Origin of the sequence: Agrobacterium sp. M50-1, from assembly GCF_049843495.1 — a bacterium.
Taxonomy (GTDB): domain Bacteria; phylum Pseudomonadota; class Alphaproteobacteria; order Rhizobiales; family Rhizobiaceae; genus Agrobacterium; species Agrobacterium radiobacter.
Window position 1 is genome coordinate 178,441 of sequence record NZ_JBBHZH010000005.1, and the last position, 19,622, is coordinate 198,062.

A 19,622-nucleotide genomic window follows, 5' to 3' on the forward strand; every position below is an offset into this window, starting at 1 on the left:
AGCCTTTTAAAATGGGCTTTTTAGATCGCAAATTGCTCTGGCCAGTCGCGGCGGGTGGCAACCTGCCCTTCGGTGCGGAGCCTTGCAACGGCGGCAAGATCGATGTCGGCGATCAGCAGCGAGCTTTTTGTCACCACATCACTCTCACTTTCCGCAATGATGCCGGATGCCGGCATGCCGTAGTCCGAAGGTACATAGAGGGCGGCGCGGCCGCGATTTTCATCAACCGCAGGAGACCACGGGGCCTCGCCCGCGGTGGGGGAGGAGAGGATGGCATATTGGTTTTCCAGCGCCCGCGCCTGCGCGCCAATCCGCACCCGGTAAGCACCCGCCAGCGTGTCGGTGCAGCTGGGGGCGAGAACGAGTTCGACGCCAAGCTCCGCCAGCCTGCGACCCAGCATCGGGAACTCGTTGTCGTAGCAGATGAGAATGCCAAGCCTGCCGATCGGCGTCTCGAAGGCTTTCAGCCCCTCGACGCCCGCATGAATGTGCCATTGCTCCCGCTCGAAGCGGGTCATGATCTGCTTGTCCTGATAGCCGATCAACCCGTCCGGGCCGAACAGCCATGCACGGTTACGGAACTTGCCGTCGGGGTCCTTCACCGGCGCGCTGCCCGGCTGGAAGAGGATTTGATGTTGCCGCGCCAGTTCCTCGCAAAGCTCCACCCAGGAAGGGATCAACGGCTGTATCTCTTCGATGGAACGGTGCAGATCGGAGCGCGCGGCGGGTGGCAATTGCCCAGTCAGCGCCACGGCCGAATATTCAGGAAGCAGCAGCAACTCAGCGCCTTTTTCCTTCGCCTCGCGAACAATGGCGGAGAGATGGGCGGCATAAGCCTCCCATGTCTCGATCAGCTCGATGGCATATTGGCTGGCGGCGAGGCGTGTCATTTGTCTCCATCTCCTGCACCAATGGTTTTCATCCAGAAGGACAGGGGTTTCGGGCTCTCGGCGTTCTCGTCGAGGTCCTGCCATGTGAAGCTGGTACGCAGTTCAGGGTGATGGCGGTAACCGCGCTTTTCCCAGAAGGCGTCGAGCGGCACGTAATCCGCCGGCCGGCGGGGATGGTCGGAGGGCCGATCGACAGCGCAGAAGGTGCAACGGTTAAAGCCGAGCCTCTTTGCATGCGCCTCCCGCTCCTCGAAGAAGCGCACGCCTATCCCGTGACCGCGATAGTCGGGCAGCAGCACGCTTTCACCGAAATAAAATATCCGGTCCGGATCGTAGCCCGCTTCGGCAAACGGTGCTTTCACCTCATCGGTCTCTGCCGCCATCGGCATGCCGGTGGACATGCCGACCACTCTGGCGTCATCGAGCGCCAGCACGAAGACCGCGCCGTCCGTATCGGCATAGGTCGCGAGATATTTGCGTTCGTAATCCAGCGAGCCCTCATAGAGGTAGGGAAAAGCGCGAAACACCTCGATCCGCAGGCGCGCGAGATCATCGAAATAGGGTGTGGCGTCAATGCCGGAAAGAGACTTGATTTCGACGGTCATGGGCATTTCACTTTCGGTTGCACTGGTTATACCGTCATGGAAAACCCGCGCAAGCATTGAACGGAGAAGACGATGACCGCTGCCGACACCATCCGCGCCTATTATGATGCCTTTAACCGTCAGGACATGGATGCCTTTCTGGCGCTTCTTCACGATGAAGTGGTGCACGACATTAATCAGGGCGAGCGCCAGACCGGCAAGGCCGCCTTCGCCTGCTTCATGGACCACATGAACCGCTGCTATAAGGAAAATCTCACCGATATGGTGATCATGGCGAGCGAAGACGGCAAGCGTGCTTCCGCGGAATTCATCGTGAACGGCGAATATCTCGCAACGGATGAAGGTTTGCCCGAAGCCGATGGCCAGAAATACGTCCTGCCAGCCGGTGCCTTCTTTGATCTCAAGGACGGGAAAGTTAGTCGAGTAACGAACTACTATAATCTGAATGACTGGATTGCCCAGGTTGGTGCCTGAGACGCCAGTTTGCCGCAAGCAACCAATTTCCACTATCATGGATATTGACTCCATCATATGAGAGTACAATTCTCATATGATGGAAAACGAAGATCATATTCTTGAACGCTCTATCGGCGAGCGGATCAAAGCACTGCGGGCTGAGAACGGCCTGACGCTGGATGGGCTTGCGTCCGAATCCGGCGTCAGCCGCGCCATGATCTCCCGTATCGAACGTGGCGAGGCGAGCCCCACGGCGTCGCTGCTCGCCCGCATCTGCGCGGCCCTTGGCCTGTCGCTCTCCGGTTTCTTCGCCGAAAACGAAGAGGCTGTTTCTCCGCTCATGAAAAAACGTGACCAGCAACTCTGGAAAGATCCAGAGACCGGTTATGTCCGCCGTGCCGTCTCCCCGCCGCGTGTGGGTTCCGATGTCGATATCGTTGAGGTGGAATTTCCGGCCGGAGCGCGCGTCGGTTTCCCGCCGCATGCGGCAAGCCGGGGAATGACGCAATATGTCTGGCTTTTCGAAGGGGTTCTGGAAATGACGAGCGGCGGAAACATTCACCGGCTGGAGCCCGGCGATTGCCTTTTCATGCCGGTGGGAGAAGGGCACGTCTTCCACAATCCTTCCGAAAAACCTGCCCGTTACGCTGTCGTGCTGGATCAAAGACAGCGCTGATTTCCCCGTAGGAGTTTTTATGGTCACCATCCGCGTGTTGAACCGGCAAGAGACGATCGATGCACTGCCTGAACTCTGCGAAGTCCTCGCCGCCTGCGTGAACGGCGGCGCTTCCGTCGGCTTCATGTTGCCCTTTTCGCCGCAAGACGCCGAACCCTTCTGGCGATCCGTGGCTGAAACAGTGGGCGAGGGTGCGGCCATTCATGTGGCGGCGGAGGTGGATGGCACGGTGGTGGGCACTGTGCAGATCGGCCTTGCGTCAAAGCCCAATCAGCCGCATCGCGGCGATCTGATGAAGCTTCTCGTGCATCCATCTGCGCGGGGCCTCGGACTTGCCCGCATGCTCATGCAAAGGGTGGAGGAAGAGGCAGCGAAACGTGGCCGTACCCTTCTGGTGCTGGATACGGCGACGGGCAGCGATGCCGAGGCGATTTATCCTCGTCTCGGCTGGGAGCGGGTCGGCGTTATACCGGATTACGCCCTGTTTCCGGATGGACGCTTTTGTGGCACCACCCTGTTCTACAAGCGGATCGGCTAGTCTTTTCAGACTTCCGTCTCACTGGCCCGGCTTCAGCGTACGGTTGAAGGCGTTAAGGATCATCGTCTCCAATTGTGCGTGAATATCGGCGCGGCCCCGTGGTCCGGCCGGCTCGCAGATCGGATCGCGCTCGCCGATGGATTTGAGGAACGCATCGGCATCCGGTTTGCACAGCGGCAGGAAGCTGAAATGATTGGCGTCATCCACCTGCTGATAGGTCGCGCCGGGTACGTCGTCCGCGAGTTTATCCGCAAGCACAGCCGGCGGAATTTTGCCCTTGCTGCCGAGATTGATGAAGGTCAGCGGAATATCGATCTCTTTCAGGCTGTCCGGTTTGAAGGCCAGCGCCAGGCCGGGATCGATCAGTACGGCGGAACGGATGCGGGGATCGCGGTTCTGCTGCTCGAAACGGACCTTGTCGAGGGTTCTGAGATCAAGCTTCGGCACGCTGACCGGCTCATTGTTGAGATAACCCCGGCCGCCAGCAAACCATTGGCAATCCATCATCGTGGCATGGTCTTCGCAATAGCGCGCATAGGCATCGAGATCGGCGCGCGCACCTGCAATTTCCATCGCCGCGCTGCCGCCCAGCGAAAAGCCGAGAACGCCAATCCTCTTCGTGTCGATAGCATTCGACCATTTTCCCTCTGCCGTCAGGGCCGTAACGATCGTGGAGAGATCGTCCGTTCGCTCCCAGATTTTCGGCGTATCGGCGGGCGTGGAATCGCCGCTGGTGGTGCCGGGATGATTGGTTCCGGCGACAATGAAACCTTCGCTCGCAAGTTTTGCGGCGATCCATGCCATGCCGGACGCTCTTGAACCCGAGCCGTGGGACAGAAGTACAAGCGGCAGGCGACCTGGTTTCACCGCGCCATCCTTGAACACGGGAGCGCCTTGAAAAATCCGGTCCTCACCGGAAAACGTCTGTGTGCCCTTTCCGTCGGATGGATACCAGACGGTGACGGCAAGGTCCTTGCTGCGTGCTGGCGAATGGATGGCGGTTTCGCTGACGCCGACCGCCTCGCCTGCAAAAACAGGCTGGGTGACGAGAGCGGAAAACAGTATGGTCGTGATGGTGCTGACAGGGCGCATGAAAACCTCGTGCGGCGATTGGGAAGAACGGGATTCAATCTGCGCCGCCACGTATTTTTCGCGTCCTTGATCACGTTAAAGGTCGTCCCGAAACGCGATCTGGTCCATGAACCGGCAATATAAGTCGTTGTGTTCCGGAGATATCATCCTTGCTGTTCATTCCGCTGCCTTTCGTCGTTGCACTTCTGCTGGTTGTCATGTTCATCGTTTTCCTTCGAGGTGGAGACGATGCGCGGACCAACCGGGCATTTCTGGCGCTGATCGTGCTTTGTGCCGTGCAATCCGTCCTTGTCGGCCTGCGCTGGGGGTATGGCGTCATCGAAACGCGCTATGTTCTGCCGATCCTCGCAGCCTGCCTGCCGCCGCTCGTCTACATTGCCTTTCGCGGACTGATGGGAGTGGCGGTGGAAAGCAGGAGAGCAATGCTCGCCAATCTCGTCCTGTCGCCTTTGCTCATTGTCCTCATGGAATTCACCTGGCCGATGGCGATCGATCTTGCGCTGATCGTCATCTTCGTCGGCCACGCCGTCGCCCTGCTTCTTCTGGGAAGAAAGGGACCGGATGGGCTGGATGAGGCGCAATTCGCGAGCGTCGCCTCGGCGCACCGGGCGCTGATTATCGCCGCCATAGCCCTGTGCGTCTCCGCCCTGTTCGATCTTCTGGTGTTTTTCGATTTTGAATGGGCGCATGGGCAAAATGTTGCAGCGCTCGTCAGCAATGCCAATCTTTTCGGATTGTTGTTGATTGGTCTCATGGCCGCATTGGCTGGCGAGAGCAAGGCACCGCAAACGGCCATGGATCCGGCCGCGGAATTGCCGCCGCCGCCGGAGCCGTCCGAGCAGGACCGGGACATCATTGCAAGGGTCGATCGGCTGATGGCGGCGCAGGCGCTTTACCGCGATGAGAACCTGAACCTGTCGCGGCTTGCAAGACGTCTCGGGCTGCCGAGCCGGCAGATATCAGGCGCGATCAATCGCTCGCTCGGCGTCAATGTCTCGCAATATGTCAACCAGCTGCGCATCCGCGAAGCGTGCAGGCTGCTGGAGGAGACGGAGCAATCGGTGACGGCGATCATGTTGTCCTCCGGCTTTCAAACCAAATCCAACTTCAACCGCGAATTTCGCCGCGTCACCGGCATGAGTCCTGTCGACTGGCGGGAGCGTGAAGTGTGGAAACTGGTCTCGCCAAACAAAACGGCCACCCGGCAGATGCCGGATGACCGTTTGAAGATCGTCGGGAAATGATGAGGATCAGAGCGTGCCGTTGCGCTGCTGGATCATCATGTAGGTGTCATAGGTATATTCGGCGATCTGCGCCCAGAGATAGGCGTCCTTCTTGAAGGCCTGCTGGCTCTCGTAGATCTTCTTGAAGTTCTCGTTCTTGGCCGAAATCTCCGCATAGGTGTCCTGCGCCGCCTTATGGCAGACGTCGAGGATTTCCTGGCTGAAGGGTCGCAGGATAGCGCCCTGCGCCACGAGTTCCTTCAGAGCCTTCGGATTGCGCGCATCGTAGCGCTCCAGCATGCTGGCGCTGCCGGCGGCGCAGGCGTCTTTCAGGATGCGCTTGTAGTTTTCAGGCAGCTCGTTGAACTTCTGCAGGTTGACGAAAGCATGCACGGCCGGGCCGCCTTCCCACCATGCCGGGTAGTAGTAATATTTCGCGACCTTGTAGAAACCGAGCTTCTGGTCGTCATAGGGGCCGACAAATTCGGTGGCGTCGATCGTGCCCTTTTCCAGAGCGGCATAGACATCGCCGCCGGCGATCTGCTGCGGTGTCACGCCAACCTTCTGCATGACCTGACCGGTCAGGCCGGCAATACGCATCTTCAGGCCTTTGAGGTCGTCGATGGTGTTGATTTCCTTTCGGAACCAGCCGCCCATCTGGGCACCGGTATTGCCGAGCAGGATCGAGTAGATATTGTGCTGCGCAAGGAATTCATTCAGCAGCTCGTTGCCACCGGCCTGGTTGAACCAGGCATTTGTCTGGCGTGCGTTGAGACCGAAGGGAACAGATGTTCCGAGCGCGAAGGTCGGGTCCTTGCCCACGTAATAATAGGAGCAGGTGTGCGCCATTTCGACGGTTCCTGCCGTCACCGCATCCGCTGCCTGCAGCGCCGGCACGATTTCACCGCCGGCGAAATGCTGAATGACAAAGTTGCCGCCCGACGCTTCCTTGACATGATCCGCAACGATCTGGCCCGCGCCGAAAAGAATGTCGAGGCCCTTGGTGAAGGACGACGTCATGCGCCAGGTGATCTTGGGGTTTTCCTGTGCAATGGCCGGAGCGGCCAGCGCCGTTGCGGTAACACCGGCGCCAACGGCGCCCGCCTTGCGGATAAATGATCTGCGATCCATGTCGATAAGCCCTAATATGTCTGCATATTACAGGCGAACCGCACGGTACGCCTCCCGCCGGCTACTAAACATTTATCCCTGCGGCCATCAAGAGGGAATGTTTGAAACCTGCGTGATCTTACGCATGGCTTGGCAATTGTTGCTTGTACCGTCCTTTCGCTGTTCGGCGCGGCTGCGGCTAGGGCGTGCTGCGCTTTAAGGCCGGGTCATCCAGTGCAGGATTGTAAAACAGCGAAAGCGTCAGGCTTCTGGCGATGCGCTGTGCCGTTTCCATGAACCAGTCGTGGGCCTCTTTGTTTGGCGCAATATCATCAAGCGTGGCGGAAAACAGCGTGAGCCACTGCGGAAAAAGCTCCGCCGACATGCCTTTTACCCCGAGATGGGCCTGTACGGGCTTGCCGCCATAACCGCCATTCTTGAAGGCGACGGCCGTCCAGAACTGTTTCATCCTGGCCATATGCTCCGGCCAGCGCCCGGCGAGCCGCGCATCAAAAACCGGGCCAAGCGTGGGGTGTTCAAGAACGCGGCCGTAGAACGTTTCCACCAGCCGGTCGATGAAACCGGCATCCACGCCGATTTCCGCCATGGCTTTTTCCGCCCTGTCCTGAATTTCCGCGCTGTGGGCGGCTCTCGCCGCAACGTCTTCCTGCATGGTGTTTCCTTTTCCGCGAATTTACCCCGCTGCGATGCGGCCTGCAATGCGACCCTTTGCCTTATTAGAATTATTCTAAGATGGCTTGATCTCGGCAAGGTGCGGATGTATTTAGAATTATTCTAAAAAGGTTTCAGCCATGTTTCGCAGTCTTTTTTCCCTGTCCAAGCGTCCCTTTTCCTCTCTCGGCGAACAGGAAATCCTCGCACTCGCCATTTCGTCCGAAGAAGACGATTCCCGCATCTATCGTTCCTATGCCGATCATCTGCGCGTGCAATATCCGCAATCGGCCAAAGTCTTCGACGATATGGCGGAGGTCGAGCAGCAGCATCGAAATGTTCTGATCGACATGCACCGTCGCCGTTTCGGTGAGACGATCCCGCTGATCCGCCGAGAACATGTACGCGGTTTTTACGAGCGCACCCCGGACTGGCTCGTGAAGAACCTGTCGCTCGAGAAAATCCGTGAGCAGGCCGAATTGATGGAAGCACAGGCGATCCGTTTTTACGATGAGGCCGTCAAGCGCACCAGCGATGCCTCGACGCGCAAGCTGCTCGGCGATCTGGCCGAGGCGGAACGGGGCCACGAAGACATCGCGCAGATGCTGGAAGAAAAACATCTTGATGAAAATGGTCGGACGGAAGAGGAGGAAACCGCAAAGCGGCAGTTTCTTCTGACCTATGTGCAGCCCGGTCTCGCCGGTCTGATGGATGGCTCCGTCTCGACGCTCGCACCTATATTTGCGGCCGCCTTTGCGACACAGGATACGTGGCAGACCTTTCTCATCGGTCTTTCCGCCTCCGTCGGTGCGGGTATCTCCATGGGCTTCACCGAGGCCGCCCATGATGACGGGAAGCTTTCGGGTCGCGGTTCTCCGGTAAAGCGGGGTCTGGCCTCAGGCATCATGACGGCCATCGGCGGTCTCGGCCATGCCTTGCCCTATCTCATTCCGCATTTCTGGACAGCAACGGCGATTGCGGCCGTCGTCGTTTTCGTGGAACTGTGGGCCATAGCCTTCATTCAGAACCGCTTTATGGAAACGCCGTTCCTGCGCGCGGTGTTTCAGGTGGTCCTCGGCGGCTCACTGGTGCTGGCGGCCGGCATTATCATCGGCAACGGATGAAAAAAGAAAGAGCCCGCGATGGCGGGCTCTTGATCTGTCAAACGTTGAGCCAAGTGTCAGCGCAATGCGCCAACCAGAATGTCGCGACCATCTTCGATGGAGACCCAACGGCCCGTATTGAAGGACGCCTGTCGCTTCAGATAGGTGTAGTTGGTGTCGGTCCAGAGCTTCACGTCGTCGGTGAGGTTGTCGAGAATATAGTCGCCATCAGTGGTGCGAAGCGTCAGCACCGCATGGCCTTCGCCGTCAGGCTTGCGCACGACGGTGATCAGCAGATCGGCAACGGAAAAACCGCGCTCGACCAGCTTCTTGCGCTTCAGCAGCACGAAATCTTCGCAGTCACCGGCGGTCGTCGGATATTCCCAGACTTCGTCCTTGCCGTAGATTTCCTGGTCGGTCATCGCCACGATCGTGGTGTTGACGGACGTATTGACCTCGCGAATGACGTCCCAGCCATAATCCGTGACGCGCGGCGGCGGTGTAGCCTTGCTGCGAATGTTGCATTCGTCGGCATATTTCTGACAGAACTCATAATGGCCGATCGGCTGGGAGGTGATCCCGCCCGTCACCATGGAAGGGCTTCCCTTGGTTTCCGCGGTAGCGGAGGCAGCAGTCATTAGCCCGGCGGCAACTGCAAACAGCAGCGCACGCGCCAGCGGTGCGTTCATCATGAAACCCGTCCCTTAATTCTTAACGAAAAGTTAAGAGGGATAGGGGGCTTGAGTCAATCGCTAGCGATCGGTGGCGCGCAAGACTCGTCGAATATGGTTAAGAGCGTTGCGCAAATGCCTATATTGCAAGGGCTTTGACGGCCGCGAGCATCCGCTCGATATCCTGTGGCCGGGAAAGCCGGTGGTCGCCGTCGCGGATCAGCGTCAGCACGACGTCGTCGGACGGAAGATGTTCGAGAAGCTTCAGCGCATGCTGATAGGGGACATCGGGGTCGCGCATGCCCTGCAGGATGTGAACGGGGCAGCCGGTGGTGATGATGCCCTGCAACACACGGTTCTGCTTTCCGTCCTCCATCAGCGCACGGGTGAAGATGTTGGGTTCGGGGCTGTATTCCGAGTGTTCCTCGAAATAACCTTTTTCCGAGAGAGAGGTTTTTTCCGCATCCGTGAGGCTGGGCTCTATCAGCTCCGCGGTGAAATCGGGCGCCGGCGCAATGAGGACCAGGCCGGCAACGGAGGGCGCGCCGCCCGCCTTGCGCAGTTCCTCGACCATGCGCAGAGCAATCCATCCCCCCATGGAGGAGCCGACGAGCACGACGCGCGAAGGCGCCTTTGCACGCACCACGGCAAGCGCCTCTTCCAGCCAGCGGGAAATCGTGCCTTTCCTGAAGTCGCCGCCCGAAGCGCCGTGGCCGGAATAGTCCAGGCGCAGGCAGGCAAGGTCGTTTTCCGCCGCGAAGCGATCGAGTTCAACCGCCTTGGTTCCGGTCATGTCGGAACGATAGCCGCCGAGCCATACCAGCATTGGCGCATTCTCGCCCGAAACCGTCGGGCGATGGAGGAAAGCGATTTCGCGGCTGTCGTTGTCGGGGCCTACGCGCAGGAATTCAGCGGCTTGTTCGGTCATGTATATGCAATTCTCCTGATTTTGGTGCAACAACGGCGGCGTATTTGCAAAAACCGTGACAACAGGTGATCTTTTCGGGCAGATATGCTATTGACTTCGCCACAGCAATAACGACATTTCCGCCGCTTGTACCAAACAAGCTGTTTTTTGCTGACGTGATCCAGAAACAGATCAGGAGAATACGACCATTCGCAGACCTTTCAAAGCCGATGCCCCCGTCAAGGAGGGGCCGCGCTCCAACCGGGAAATTCGGGTTCCCAGAGTTCAGCTTATTGATGAAGAGGGCCAGAACCTCGGTAGCATGCCGACGGATCAGGCTTTGAAACTGGCGGAGGAGGCCGGTCTCGATCTCGTTGAGATTTCGCCGAACGCTGAACCGCCGGTATGCAAGATCCTCGATCTCGGCAAGCTGAAGTACTCGACCCAGAAAAAGGCCGCTGAAGCGCGCAAGAAACAGAAGATCGTCGAAGTTAAAGAAATCAAGATGCGCCCGAACATCGACACGCATGACTATGACGTGAAGATGAAGGCGATGGGCCGTTTCTTTGACGATGGCGACAAGGTGAAGGTAACGCTGAAGTTCCGCGGCCGTGAAATGGCCCACCAGGAACTCGGCATGAAGCTTCTCCTCCAGGTGAAGGAAGACACCCAGGCAATTGCCAAGGTTGAAGCCGAGCCGAAGCTGGAAGGCCGTCAGATGATGATGGTTCTCGCACCGAAATAATCTTTTTACGCGTTCACATCACTGGCGCGTATCCCACCGCAAGGGGAAATTCTCATTCCCCGTTGCGCTTTTAGCCGACTGCGGTTATAAGCGCGCGTCCGAACGGTCCGGCAGGGCATGCCGTGGCCGTTCCTGAATAGCTTGAAATAGGCCTCGTCTGCCTGTTTCGATACAAAAACGGAGTAGCAAAATGCCCAAGATGAAGACGAAGTCCGCTGCAAAGAAGCGGTTCAAGATCACCGCCACCGGCAAGGTTGTTGCAGCCGCCGCCGGTAAGCGCCACGGCATGATCAAGCGTACCAACAAGTTCATTCGCGACGCGCGTGGAACCATGGTTCTCGCCGAAGCTGACGGCAAAAAAGTCGTCAAGAACTACCTGCCGAACGGTCTCTGAGACTTTTCCGCACTTTTGGACACTTTAAGGAGATCATGACATGGCACGCGTAAAACGTGGCGTAACTTCCCGCGCCAAGCACACCAAGACACTCAAGGCAGCCAAGGGCTTCTACGGCCGCCGCAAGAACACCATCCGCGCAGCTAAGGCTGCCGTGGATCGTTCCAAGCAGTACGCTTACCGCGACCGCAAGGTCAACAAGCGCAACTTCCGCGCTCTGTGGATCCAGCGTATCAACGCTGCTGTTCGCGAATTCGGCCTGACCTATGGCCGCTTCATCGACGGCCTGAACAAGGCTGGCATCGAAGTCGATCGTAAGGTTCTGTCCGACATGGCTATCCATGAGCCGGCAGCATTCGGCGCGCTCGTCGAAGCAGCGAAGAAGGCGCTTGAGTACCTCAAGGATGCTGGTACGGCCAACGAGTTTGAAACCGCTGTAAAGTAATTACGGCGCGGACAATCTGTTGTTCATTTGAAACCCGCGCCGGTCCTCCGGCGCGGGTTTTCGTTTTTGGGAATTCACGGCAGTTTCGGCAAAAGCGCGTAACGCTTTTGCGCCGAAGTTGCCAAAAAAGGGTGGGGCATCCGGCTTTTGGCCGACAGGCTCCATTGGGGGCAGAAAATGCTGGTTGCCGCAAGCGAGGCGGAAAAGGCGAAGGGTTTCCACGTCCATCTGGAAGATAGTGATATCGCAGCCTTGATGCGGGCATTGCTTAAAAGCGAACGCCGTGTGCAGAAACTCGAACTCTCCGCAACGACCGTCTGGATCAAGCGCCAGGGCACGGAAACGCCGTCCTGGTGGATAAAGCTGCAGACCTTTCTCGCAAAGCTGCTTCCTTACAGTTTTATGCGCCCGTCGCCGCCGCTCGATGGCGCCGGCCTGATGCGTCGTGAACTCGAATCGCTGCAGGCCTTCAAGGTCCGCGGTTTTCCTGTGCCGCCCATCATCTATTCTTCGCTGACGGCCGTCGTCCTGGGGGATGTCGGCCCCACCATCATGGAACGTATGGACGCGATAAAGACAGCGATGCCGGCGGAGCATGATGCCCTGCTGGTAAAATCCGCCGAGGCGCTCGGCGAACTGCATGCGGCAGGTCTTTGCCATGGCCGCCCGCATGTGCGTGACTTTTTTCTCGCAGACGGCCGTGTCGGTTTCATGGATTTCGAGGAACGCCCGCAGGAGGTCATGCCGCTTGAGACGGCGCAGGCCCGCGATATCTGGCTGCTGTTTTTACAGGTCGCGACCCGAGCCTGCGATGCGCCGAAAACCTCCGACGCGGCCTTCGCCCGCTGGCGCGAAAACGCCCCGCCCCGGGCACTTGAAGAATTGTGCCGTTTGACGGGCATTCTGGGGCGATTTTTACCGCTTGCCCGGTTGATCGGGCGCGTGCGGATGGGTAGTGATCTGCGACGCTTTATCATGGCGACCGACTATCTGATGAATGCTGTGAACCCCGAAGCCGCTCTCAAAAAAACCGGCAAGGCAGGAAAAGATGACTGAACTTGATACCTTGAAATCGCAACTGATGTCGGAGATCGCCACTGCTGCCGATGAGCCGGCCATTGAGGCCGTGCGCGTCTCCGCGCTCGGCAAGAAGGGCTCGGTTTCGGAGCTTTTGAAGACGCTGGGATCGATGACGCCGGAAGAGCGCCAGACCCGGGGCGCTGCCATCAACCAGCTGAAGACCGAAATCACCGACCTCATCGGTGAGCGCAAAAATGCGTTGAAGGATGCCGCCATCGCTGCGCGCCTGAAGGCGGAAACTGTGGATGTCAGCCTGCCGGTTCGCCAGTCTCCGGCAGAGCGCGGCCGCATTCATCCGATCAGCCAGATCGTCGACGAAATCACCGCGATCTTCGCGGACATGGGCTTTTCGATCGCCGAAGGTCCTGATATCGAGACCGATTATTACAACTTCACGGCGCTGAATTTCCCCGAAGGCCATCCGGCCCGCGAAATGCACGACACCTTCTTTTTCCAGCCGGATGAAAATGGCGAGCGTAAAGTGCTGCGCACCCACACCTCGCCGGTGCAGATCCGCACCATGGAAAGCCAGAAGCCGCCGATACGCATCGTCATTCCCGGCAAGACCTACCGTCAGGATTCCGACGCCACCCACTCGCCGATGTTCCATCAGGTCGAAGGCCTTGTCATCGACAAGAAGGCGCATGTCGGCAATTTGCGCTGGATTCTGGAGGAATTCTGCAAGACCTTCTTCGAGGTGGACAGCGTCGTCATGCGCTTCCGCCCGTCCTTCTTCCCCTTCACGGAGCCGAGCTTCGAGGTGGATATCCAGTGCGACCGCTCCGGCCCCATCGTCAAGTTCGGCGAAGGCAAGGACTGGATGGAGATTCTCGGCTGCGGCATGGTGCACCCGAACGTGCTGCGCGCCGGCGGGCTGGATCCGGATGAATATCAGGGCTTTGCCTGGGGCATGGGCCTCGACCGCATCGCCATGCTGAAATACGGCATGCCTGATCTGCGGGATTTCTTCAACGCCGATGTCCGCTGGATGAACCATTACGGCTTCCGCCCGCTCGACATGCCGACGCTGTTCGGCGGTTTGAGCGTTTAATCCGGTTAGCCAAGGAGCAAAGACATGAAATTCACTCTTTCCTGGCTGAAAGAGCATCTCGAAACGGATGCAACGCTGGACGAGATTTGCGGACGGCTGACGGCAATTGGCCTTGAGGTCGAGGACGTGGACGACAAGGCTGCCTATAAGCCTTTCGTCATCGCAAAGGTCGTTTCCGCCGAGAAACATCCCGAGGCCGACCGCCTCAAGGTGCTGATGGTGGACGCCGGCGACGGTAAGCCGGTTCAGATCGTCTGCGGCGCGCCGAATGCGCGCGCCGGCCTCGTCGGTGCGCTCGCTCGTCCCGGCATGTATGTTCCGGGCATCGATGTGACGCTGGCCGTCGGCAAGATTCGCGGTGTCGAAAGCCACGGCATGATGTGCTCTGAAAAGGAGCTGAACATTTCCGACGATCACGACGGCATCATCGATCTGCCGGAGGATGCGCCTGTTGGCACTTCCTTCGCATCCTATGCTGGCCTCGATGATCCGGTCATCGAGATCAATCTTACGCCAAACCGCCCGGACTGCACCTCGATCTACGGCATCGCCCGTGATCTCGCCGCCTCCGGTCTGGGCAAGCTGAAGACGAAGCCTGCGCCGGCCTTCAAGGTCGAAGGCGCAACGCCGGTCACTGTGAAGCTGGAACTGGATGACGCGGCGCTTTGCCCCGGCTTTTCGCTGCGCATCGTTCGCGGCGTGAAGAACGGCCCGAGCCCGAAGTGGATGCAGCAGCGCCTGATGGCGATCGGCCTACGCCCCATCAATGCGCTTGTTGATATCACCAACTACATGACCTTCGATCAGGGCCGGCCGATGCACGTCTTCGATGCGGCCAAGGTCAAGGGCGATCTGACGGTTCGCCGTGCGAAAGAGGGTGAGACGATCCTTGCGCTCGACCAGCGCGAATACAAGCTCGGCCCGAACAATGTCGTCATCGCTGACGAAAAGGGCCTCGAGTCGATCGGCGGCGTCATGGGCGGCGAACATTCCGGCTGCGACGAAAACACCGTTGACGTGCTGATTGAGTCCGCTCTCTGGGATCCGATCAACATCGCCAAGACCGGCCGTTCACTCGGCATCATCACCGATGCGCGTTATCGTTTCGAGCGAGGCGTCGATCCGGAATATATGGTCCCGGGTCTGGAACGCACCACCGAACTGGTTCTGGAACTGTGCGGCGGCGTTGCCGGCGAAGCCAAGGTTGTCGGTTACAAGGGCCATCAGGCCAAGGTCGTGGATTTTCCGCTAGCGGAAGTGAAGCGCCTGACGGGTCTGGAAGTCTCGGCGGAAGAGAGCCTCACCATTCTCAAAGGCCTCGGTTTTGGTGTCGAGGGAACCGACGAACGCGTGTCCGTCACCGTGCCGTCCTGGCGCCCGGATGTTGATGGCAAGGCCGATCTGGTCGAAGAAGTCATGCGCATCCATGGCGTCGACAATATCAAGCCGGAACCGCTGGAAAGCTTCGGCGCGGTCAACGGCCGCATCCTGACGACGCTGCAGATCCGCACCCGCACTGCGCGCCGTGCCTTGGCAAGCCGTGGCATGCTGGAAGCCGTCACCTGGTCCTTCATTCCGGAAGCGCAGGCGAAGCTTTTCGGCGGCGGTTCCCCCGCCCTGAAACTGGCCAACCCCATCGCGGCCGATATGTCGGACATGCGTCCTTCGCTGCTGCCGGGCCTTCTGACTGCCGCACAGCGCAATGCCGACAAGGGCTATGGTGACGTCGCGATCTTCGAGGTCTCCGGCACCTATGAGGGCGATACGCCTGATACGCAGCGCCGCGTTGCCGGCGGTGTGCGTCGTGGTACGGCCTCGCTCGCAGGCAGCGGCCGCATGTGGTCCAATGCTGTGAAGGGCGGCGGCAAGCCCGTGGATGTCTACGACGCCAAGGCCGATGCGCTGGCGGTGCTGGAAGCCTGCGGCCTGCCCATGGCCAATGTGCAGATCGAGGCTGGCGGCCCCGGCTGGTATCATCCCGGCCGTTCCGGCACCATCAAGATGGGTCCGAAGGTCGTGCTCGGCTATTTCGGCGAATTCCACCCGAAGACGCTGTCCGAGCTGGATGTTTCCGGCGCCTATTGCGGTTTTGAGGTCTATCTCGACGCCATGCAGGAGCCGAAGAAGAAGGCGACCCGCACCAAGTCAGCACTTGAGCTTTCGCCTTTCCAGGCGGTCAAGCGCGACTTCGCCTTCGTGGTCGACAAGTCGGTCGAGGCAGGAGCCATCATCAAGGCTGCGACGAGCGCCGATCGCAAGCTGATCACCGGCGTTAATGTCTTCGATATTTTCGAAGGCGCATCGCTCGGCGAAAACCGCAAGTCGGTGGCCATCGAAGTCCAAATCCAGCCAGTCGACAAGACGCTGACCGATGAGGATTTCGAAGCGCTGACGGCCAAGATCGTCGGCAATGTCGAGAAATCGACGGGCGGCGTTCTGCGCGCCTGAAAGCAGCTGATGGAATGAAAAAAGCCGCGGCGGTTGCCGCGGCTTTTTGTTTTTAGCGATTGGCCAATCGCGTCATTCGTTCCGGATAACGTTCCCCCGCAACCTTTGTCGGAGAGAGCAATGCGCCGAGACTGGCAACTTCGTCGGCCGTCAGCGCAACATCCGCTGCCGCCACGTTTTTCTCCAGGTTGGCAATTTTCGTGGTGCCGGGGATCGGCACGATGAAATCGCCCTGCGCCATGACCCAGGCGAGCGCCAGTTGCCCTGCGGTAACGTCTTTCGCGGCCGCCATATCTTCCAGCAGCTGGATGAGGGCCAGATTGGCATCGAAGTTTTCGCTTTGGAAGCGCGGCAGGCTGCGGCGGAAATCGTCGGAGGCAAGCCCGTCGAGCGACTTCAGCGCGCCCGTCAAAGCGCCGCGCCCGAGCGGGCTGAAGGGCACGAAACCGATGCCCAGTTCGCGGCAGGTGTCCAGCACGCCATTTTCTTCGGGATCGCGGGTCCAAAGCGAATATTCGCTCTGAATGGCCGCAATCGGGTGAACGGCATGCGCCTTGCGAAGGGTCGCCGCACTCGCCTCGGAAAGGCCGAGCGCCTTCACCTTGCCTTCCCGCACCAGATCGGCCATTGCGCCGACCGTCTCTTCAATTGCCACGTCCGGATCGACGCGGTGCTGGTAATAGAGGTCGATGACATCGACACCCAGCCTTTTCAGTGAAGCTTCGGCGACGGCACGAACATTTGCCGGCGAACCGTCCACACCCTGGATCATCTCCGCCGAAGGTTTGCTGTCGTCGATGCGGAAGCCGAATTTGGTGGCGATGACCACCTGATCGCGATAGGGCTTCAAAGCCTTGCCAAGGAGGATTTCGTTTTTGAACGGCCCATAAACTTCTGCCGTATCGAACAATGTGACGCCAAGCTCGACGGCGCGATGCAACGTTGCGATAGAACTGCTTTCATCATTTGAAGGTCCATAAGCATGGCTCATGCCCATGCAGCCAAGGCCGAGTGCAGAAACGGAGAGGTCTTTTCCGAGAATTCTGTGTTTCATTTGCCTGTCCTTTGTCAGAGCGCGCCTTGAAAGCTATCCCGCAGTTTCCCACGGAGCATGTGTCCAAGACGTTTAATATACCCTTGGGAGTGGGTACGGGCAAAACATACTGCCCATCGGTGGTAAAAATAATCGCTGCAAATCCGCTTGGGTTGTTCTATCATTTAGAACAATGAACCGTGTGCAACTCTCCCAGCTGGCCGTTCTTGCCGCCGTTGCCGAAGGCCGCAGCTTTCGCAAGGCCGCCGCCGAATTGGCCATCGCGCCTTCCGCTGTCAGCCACGCCGTCTCGTCGCTGGAGGCAAGCCTTGGCCTGCGGCTGCTTCACCGCACCACCCGCAGCGTCTCTCCGACGGAGGAGGGTAAACGGCTGCTCGAAACGTTGGGACCGGCTCTTGCCGATATCGATACGGTCATCCAGACGCTTGCCGAGCACGGCGGAAGGCCGGCGGGTCCTCTGCGTATCACCCTGCCTCGGCTTGCGGCCGAGGACCTTATCGTGCCCCGGCTGGGGGAGTTCCTGCGGTTCTATCCCGACATATCACTCGAAATCTCAACGGATGATCGCTTCGAAGATATCGTCGCGAAAGGCTTCGATGCCGGTCTGCGGCTCGGAGAGCACCTCGATGCGGATATGATTGCGGTGAAAGCGAGTGGTGCATGGCGCGGCGCGATTGTTGGCGCGCCCTCCTATTTCGCAGAAAACCCTCCGCCATCCGATCCGAGGGATCTCATCCGTCACCGCTGCATCCGCCGGCGTTTCGCGAGCGGCCTTATCTATCGCTGGGAACTGGAGAAGAATGGCAAGCCGCTGGTGGTGGATGTACAGGGACCGCTGATCCTGTCGGACCAGAGCCTCATTCGCCGGGCGGCAATAGATGGGGCGGGCCTTGCCTTTGTTTTCGAACAGCGCGTCGAGGACGATATCAGGGAGGGCAGGCTCATCCGCGTGCTGGAGGATTGGTGCGCGCCCTTTGACGGTTTTTATATCTATTATCCCTCGCGCCGGCAGATGCGCCCGGCGCTGAGGGCTTTCGTAGATTTCTTCCGCTTCAGGGGTGATCAGAACTTGATGCGATAGCGGATATGGCCATCGCTTTTCACGTAGCTGTTATAGAGATTCTGGGCCCGGTGATTGTGCTCGTCCGTGTTCCAGTAAAGCCGTGACCAGCCTCTTTCGGCGCAGATGGCGATGAGATCGTCTATCAGCGCCCGACCTGTTCCCTTTCCGCGGATCGAGCCGTCGACGAACAGGTCTTCCAGATAGCAATCGGGTGTTTTGACCCAGGTGGAATCATGGAAGTGATGGATGGCGAAACCGGCCATCGTGTCGCCGAGCAAGGCCACACGCATGGAAACACGCGAGGCGGGGTCGAGAATACGCGCCCAGGTATGCTCGGTCACGTCGTCGGCAAGGTGGACATCGTAGAAAGCGAGATAGTCGTTCCACAGGCGCAGCCATTCCGCCCGGTCACTCGGCTGTGCGTCGCGAATTGTAAGATCCATGTCACGCACCTGCTTTGTCGAGAAGAGCCATCATCTCGTCTGTCAGCTTCAGATTGACGGCGCGTTTGAAACTATCGAGCTGCGACAGGCTGGTGGCGCTGGCAATTGGAGCCGTTACGGCACTCTTCCGCAGCAGCCAGGCCAGCGCGATATCAGCGAGCTTGGCCCCGGTTTCCACGGCAACCGCATCCATGGCCCCCAGAATGGCAAGGCCGCGTGTGTTGACGTAATCGCCTACCCGGTAGCTGCGGGCAACGCCCTCGGTGTCGGCCTTGGCGCGATATTTGCCGGTGAGGAAACCGGCCGCGAGGCTGTAATAGTTGATGACGCCGATCTCTTGCTTCACACAAAGATCGGCAAGCGGGCCTTCGAAATCCGCGCGATTATAGAGATTATACTCCGGCTGAAGCACGTCGTAGCGTGGCAGATTGTTCTTTGCGGCCGTGTCCAGCGCGTCCTGAAGCTGGCTTGCGGAATAGTTTGAGCAGCCGATGGCACGAATTTTTCCCTGTTCCTTCAGCTTCGCGAAGGCGGCGAGCGTTTCCTCCAGCGGCACATCCGCATCCGGCTTGTGGGCAAGGTAGAGGTCGATATAGTCGGTCTGCAGCCGCTTCAGGGAAGCCTCGACGGCTTCCGCGATCCACTTGGTGCTGAGACCGGTCTTCTGGCCGCGATTGTCAAAACCGACCTTGGTGACGATCACCGCATCCTCACGCCTGACACTGGACTGCTTCAGCCATTTGCCGATGATGGCCTCGGACTCACCGCCCACATGCCCGTCCACCCAGGCGGAATAGACATCTGCCGTGTCGATGGCATTGAACCCCGCATCGAAAAAGGCGTCGAGCAGGGCAAAGGAAGTCTTCTCATCCGCTGTCCAGCCGAACACGTTGCCGCCGAAGACGATCGGGGCGATGGAGAGGCCGGTGCGGCCGAGGCTTCGTTTTTCCACGGGG

General features: G+C 59.0%; 22 protein-coding genes. 12 read left to right on the forward strand and 10 right to left on the reverse strand.

Going from position 1 to position 19,622, the window contains the following annotated elements:
- Nucleotides 1-20: 20 nt before the first annotated feature.
- Together WDZ78_RS14175 and WDZ78_RS14180 are read right to left on the reverse strand one after the other, a co-directional pair.
- Nucleotides 21-890 carry a carbon-nitrogen hydrolase family protein gene (locus tag WDZ78_RS14175; RefSeq protein WP_425673375.1) on the reverse strand — a complete coding sequence of 290 codons (870 nt, stop codon included), beginning with the start codon at nt 888-890 and terminating at the stop codon, nt 21-23.
- A complete protein-coding gene (locus tag WDZ78_RS14180; protein ID WP_425673376.1) occupies nt 887-1,495 on the reverse strand; it encodes a GNAT family N-acetyltransferase in 609 nt (202 codons plus the stop codon). Before WDZ78_RS14180 ends, WDZ78_RS14175 begins: the two co-directional genes overlap by 4 nt.
- A gap of 72 nt (nt 1,496-1,567) precedes the next feature.
- Here WDZ78_RS14180 and WDZ78_RS14185 point away from each other — a divergent pair, with 72 nt between their 5' ends.
- The 3 genes from WDZ78_RS14185 to WDZ78_RS14195 all read left to right on the forward strand — a co-directional run bounded on the left by WDZ78_RS14185 (nt 1,568) and on the right by WDZ78_RS14195 (nt 3,165).
- Nucleotides 1,568-1,969: a ketosteroid isomerase-related protein gene (locus tag WDZ78_RS14185; RefSeq protein ID WP_425673377.1), complete on the forward strand. Its 402-nt coding sequence runs from the start codon at nt 1,568-1,570 to the stop codon at nt 1,967-1,969.
- A 76-nt stretch (nt 1,970-2,045) separates the two neighbouring features.
- Nucleotides 2,046-2,627: a helix-turn-helix domain-containing protein gene (locus WDZ78_RS14190; RefSeq protein WP_425673378.1), complete on the forward strand. Its 582-nt coding sequence runs from the start codon at nt 2,046-2,048 to the stop codon at nt 2,625-2,627.
- Nucleotides 2,628-2,646: 19 nt separating this feature from the next.
- Nucleotides 2,647-3,165, forward strand: coding sequence for a GNAT family N-acetyltransferase (locus tag WDZ78_RS14195; RefSeq protein WP_020011146.1), 519 nt, complete (start codon nt 2,647-2,649; stop codon nt 3,163-3,165).
- 18 nt (nt 3,166-3,183) lie between these two features.
- Here the strand turns inward: WDZ78_RS14195 and WDZ78_RS14200 are convergent, their stop codons facing one another.
- Nucleotides 3,184-4,257, reverse strand: coding sequence for an alpha/beta hydrolase family protein (locus WDZ78_RS14200; RefSeq protein ID WP_425673379.1), 1,074 nt, complete (start codon nt 4,255-4,257; stop codon nt 3,184-3,186).
- Nucleotides 4,258-4,406: 149 nt separating this feature from the next.
- On the opposite strand from WDZ78_RS14200, the gene WDZ78_RS14205 reads away from it, so the two are divergent.
- Nucleotides 4,407-5,501, forward strand: a complete 1,095-nt coding sequence (locus tag WDZ78_RS14205; RefSeq protein WP_425673380.1) for a helix-turn-helix domain-containing protein — start codon at nt 4,407-4,409, stop codon at nt 5,499-5,501.
- A 6-nt stretch (nt 5,502-5,507) separates the two neighbouring features.
- On the opposite strand, the gene WDZ78_RS14210 is transcribed toward WDZ78_RS14205, so the two are convergent.
- Entirely contained in the window at nt 5,508-6,611 is a 1,104-nt protein-coding gene (locus WDZ78_RS14210; protein WP_400816105.1) for a TRAP transporter substrate-binding protein, read from the reverse strand.
- Nucleotides 6,612-6,789: 178 nt separating this feature from the next.
- Entirely contained in the window at nt 6,790-7,263 is a 474-nt protein-coding gene (locus WDZ78_RS14215) for a group III truncated hemoglobin (protein ID WP_020011142.1), read from the reverse strand.
- A 139-nt stretch (nt 7,264-7,402) separates the two neighbouring features.
- On the opposite strand from WDZ78_RS14215, the gene mbfA reads away from it, so the two are divergent.
- A complete protein-coding gene (mbfA, locus tag WDZ78_RS14220) occupies nt 7,403-8,386 on the forward strand; it encodes an iron exporter MbfA (RefSeq protein WP_020011141.1) in 984 nt (327 codons plus the stop codon).
- A 56-nt stretch (nt 8,387-8,442) separates the two neighbouring features.
- Here the strand turns inward: mbfA and WDZ78_RS14225 are convergent, their stop codons facing one another.
- Together WDZ78_RS14225 and WDZ78_RS14230 are read right to left on the reverse strand one after the other, a co-directional pair.
- On the reverse strand, nt 8,443-9,057 hold the full coding sequence (locus WDZ78_RS14225) for a transglutaminase-like cysteine peptidase (protein ID WP_020011140.1): 615 nt from the start codon (nt 9,055-9,057) through the stop codon (nt 8,443-8,445).
- 118 nt (nt 9,058-9,175) lie between these two features.
- The gene (locus WDZ78_RS14230) at nt 9,176-9,964 is read right to left on the reverse strand and encodes an alpha/beta hydrolase (RefSeq protein WP_425673381.1); all 789 of its coding nucleotides are present in this window, start codon (nt 9,962-9,964) and stop codon (nt 9,176-9,178) included.
- A 187-nt stretch (nt 9,965-10,151) separates the two neighbouring features.
- On the opposite strand from WDZ78_RS14230, the gene infC reads away from it, so the two are divergent.
- From infC to pheT, 6 genes are all read left to right on the forward strand, one after another.
- Nucleotides 10,152-10,688, forward strand: a complete 537-nt coding sequence (gene infC, locus WDZ78_RS14235; RefSeq protein WP_078051391.1) for a translation initiation factor IF-3 — start codon at nt 10,152-10,154, stop codon at nt 10,686-10,688.
- Between the two features lie 190 nt (nt 10,689-10,878).
- Nucleotides 10,879-11,082: a 50S ribosomal protein L35 gene (rpmI, locus tag WDZ78_RS14240; protein WP_003493355.1), complete on the forward strand. Its 204-nt coding sequence runs from the start codon at nt 10,879-10,881 to the stop codon at nt 11,080-11,082.
- Between the two features lie 40 nt (nt 11,083-11,122).
- Nucleotides 11,123-11,527: a 50S ribosomal protein L20 gene (rplT, locus tag WDZ78_RS14245; protein ID WP_003493358.1), complete on the forward strand. Its 405-nt coding sequence runs from the start codon at nt 11,123-11,125 to the stop codon at nt 11,525-11,527.
- A gap of 177 nt (nt 11,528-11,704) precedes the next feature.
- Nucleotides 11,705-12,583 carry a lipopolysaccharide kinase InaA family protein gene (locus tag WDZ78_RS14250; protein ID WP_425673382.1) on the forward strand — a complete coding sequence of 293 codons (879 nt, stop codon included), beginning with the start codon at nt 11,705-11,707 and terminating at the stop codon, nt 12,581-12,583.
- Nucleotides 12,576-13,658, forward strand: coding sequence for a phenylalanine--tRNA ligase subunit alpha (gene pheS / locus WDZ78_RS14255; protein ID WP_026363813.1), 1,083 nt, complete (start codon nt 12,576-12,578; stop codon nt 13,656-13,658). The genes WDZ78_RS14250 and pheS overlap by 8 nt, the downstream gene beginning before the upstream one ends.
- Nucleotides 13,659-13,682: 24 nt before the next feature.
- On the forward strand, nt 13,683-16,106 hold the full coding sequence (gene pheT, locus WDZ78_RS14260; RefSeq protein WP_425673383.1) for a phenylalanine--tRNA ligase subunit beta: 2,424 nt from the start codon (nt 13,683-13,685) through the stop codon (nt 16,104-16,106).
- 52 nt (nt 16,107-16,158) lie between these two features.
- On the opposite strand, the gene WDZ78_RS14265 is transcribed toward pheT, so the two are convergent.
- The gene (locus WDZ78_RS14265) at nt 16,159-17,160 is read right to left on the reverse strand and encodes an aldo/keto reductase (RefSeq protein ID WP_425673384.1); all 1,002 of its coding nucleotides are present in this window, start codon (nt 17,158-17,160) and stop codon (nt 16,159-16,161) included.
- Between the two features lie 172 nt (nt 17,161-17,332).
- Between WDZ78_RS14265 and WDZ78_RS14270 the strand changes: the two genes are divergently transcribed.
- Nucleotides 17,333-18,241, forward strand: coding sequence for a LysR family transcriptional regulator (locus tag WDZ78_RS14270; protein ID WP_425673385.1), 909 nt, complete (start codon nt 17,333-17,335; stop codon nt 18,239-18,241).
- Here WDZ78_RS14270 and WDZ78_RS14275 read toward each other — a convergent pair.
- Both WDZ78_RS14275 and WDZ78_RS14280 read right to left on the reverse strand, forming a co-directional pair.
- Entirely contained in the window at nt 18,223-18,666 is a 444-nt protein-coding gene (locus tag WDZ78_RS14275; protein WP_425673386.1) for a GNAT family N-acetyltransferase, read from the reverse strand. The two genes, WDZ78_RS14270 and WDZ78_RS14275, sit on opposite strands and share 19 nt — an antisense overlap.
- 1 nt (nt 18,667) lies before the next feature.
- Nucleotides 18,668-19,618 carry an aldo/keto reductase gene (locus WDZ78_RS14280; RefSeq protein WP_425673387.1) on the reverse strand — a complete coding sequence of 317 codons (951 nt, stop codon included), beginning with the start codon at nt 19,616-19,618 and terminating at the stop codon, nt 18,668-18,670.
- Nucleotides 19,619-19,622: the final 4 nt, after the last annotated feature.

Bases quoted from the DNA above. Each gene is read 5' to 3' on its own strand.
- WDZ78_RS14185 (WP_425673377.1), top strand. From the start codon at position 1,568: ATGACCGCTGCCGACACCATCCGCGCCTATTATGATGCCTTTAACCGT.
- pheT (WP_425673383.1), top strand. From the start codon at position 13,683: ATGAAATTCACTCTTTCCTGGCTGAAAGAGCATCTCGAAACGGATGCA.
- mbfA (WP_020011141.1), top strand. From the start codon at position 7,403: ATGTTTCGCAGTCTTTTTTCCCTGTCCAAGCGTCCCTTTTCCTCTCTC.
- WDZ78_RS14200 (WP_425673379.1), bottom strand. From the start codon at position 4,257: ATGCGCCCTGTCAGCACCATCACGACCATACTGTTTTCCGCTCTCGTC.
- pheS (WP_026363813.1), top strand. From the start codon at position 12,576: ATGACTGAACTTGATACCTTGAAATCGCAACTGATGTCGGAGATCGCC.
- rplT (WP_003493358.1), top strand. From the start codon at position 11,123: ATGGCACGCGTAAAACGTGGCGTAACTTCCCGCGCCAAGCACACCAAG.
- WDZ78_RS14270 (WP_425673385.1), top strand. From the start codon at position 17,333: ATGAACCGTGTGCAACTCTCCCAGCTGGCCGTTCTTGCCGCCGTTGCC.
- WDZ78_RS14175 (WP_425673375.1), bottom strand. From the start codon at position 890: ATGACACGCCTCGCCGCCAGCCAATATGCCATCGAGCTGATCGAGACA.
- WDZ78_RS14215 (WP_020011142.1), bottom strand. From the start codon at position 7,263: ATGCAGGAAGACGTTGCGGCGAGAGCCGCCCACAGCGCGGAAATTCAG.
- WDZ78_RS14180 (WP_425673376.1), bottom strand. From the start codon at position 1,495: ATGACCGTCGAAATCAAGTCTCTTTCCGGCATTGACGCCACACCCTAT.
- WDZ78_RS14250 (WP_425673382.1), top strand. From the start codon at position 11,705: ATGCTGGTTGCCGCAAGCGAGGCGGAAAAGGCGAAGGGTTTCCACGTC.
- WDZ78_RS14195 (WP_020011146.1), top strand. From the start codon at position 2,647: ATGGTCACCATCCGCGTGTTGAACCGGCAAGAGACGATCGATGCACTG.
- WDZ78_RS14210 (WP_400816105.1), bottom strand. From the start codon at position 6,611: ATGGATCGCAGATCATTTATCCGCAAGGCGGGCGCCGTTGGCGCCGGT.
- WDZ78_RS14275 (WP_425673386.1), bottom strand. From the start codon at position 18,666: ATGGATCTTACAATTCGCGACGCACAGCCGAGTGACCGGGCGGAATGG.
- WDZ78_RS14225 (WP_020011140.1), bottom strand. From the start codon at position 9,057: ATGATGAACGCACCGCTGGCGCGTGCGCTGCTGTTTGCAGTTGCCGCC.
- WDZ78_RS14230 (WP_425673381.1), bottom strand. From the start codon at position 9,964: ATGACCGAACAAGCCGCTGAATTCCTGCGCGTAGGCCCCGACAACGAC.
- WDZ78_RS14190 (WP_425673378.1), top strand. From the start codon at position 2,046: ATGATGGAAAACGAAGATCATATTCTTGAACGCTCTATCGGCGAGCGG.
- WDZ78_RS14265 (WP_425673384.1), bottom strand. From the start codon at position 17,160: ATGAAACACAGAATTCTCGGAAAAGACCTCTCCGTTTCTGCACTCGGC.
- rpmI (WP_003493355.1), top strand. From the start codon at position 10,879: ATGCCCAAGATGAAGACGAAGTCCGCTGCAAAGAAGCGGTTCAAGATC.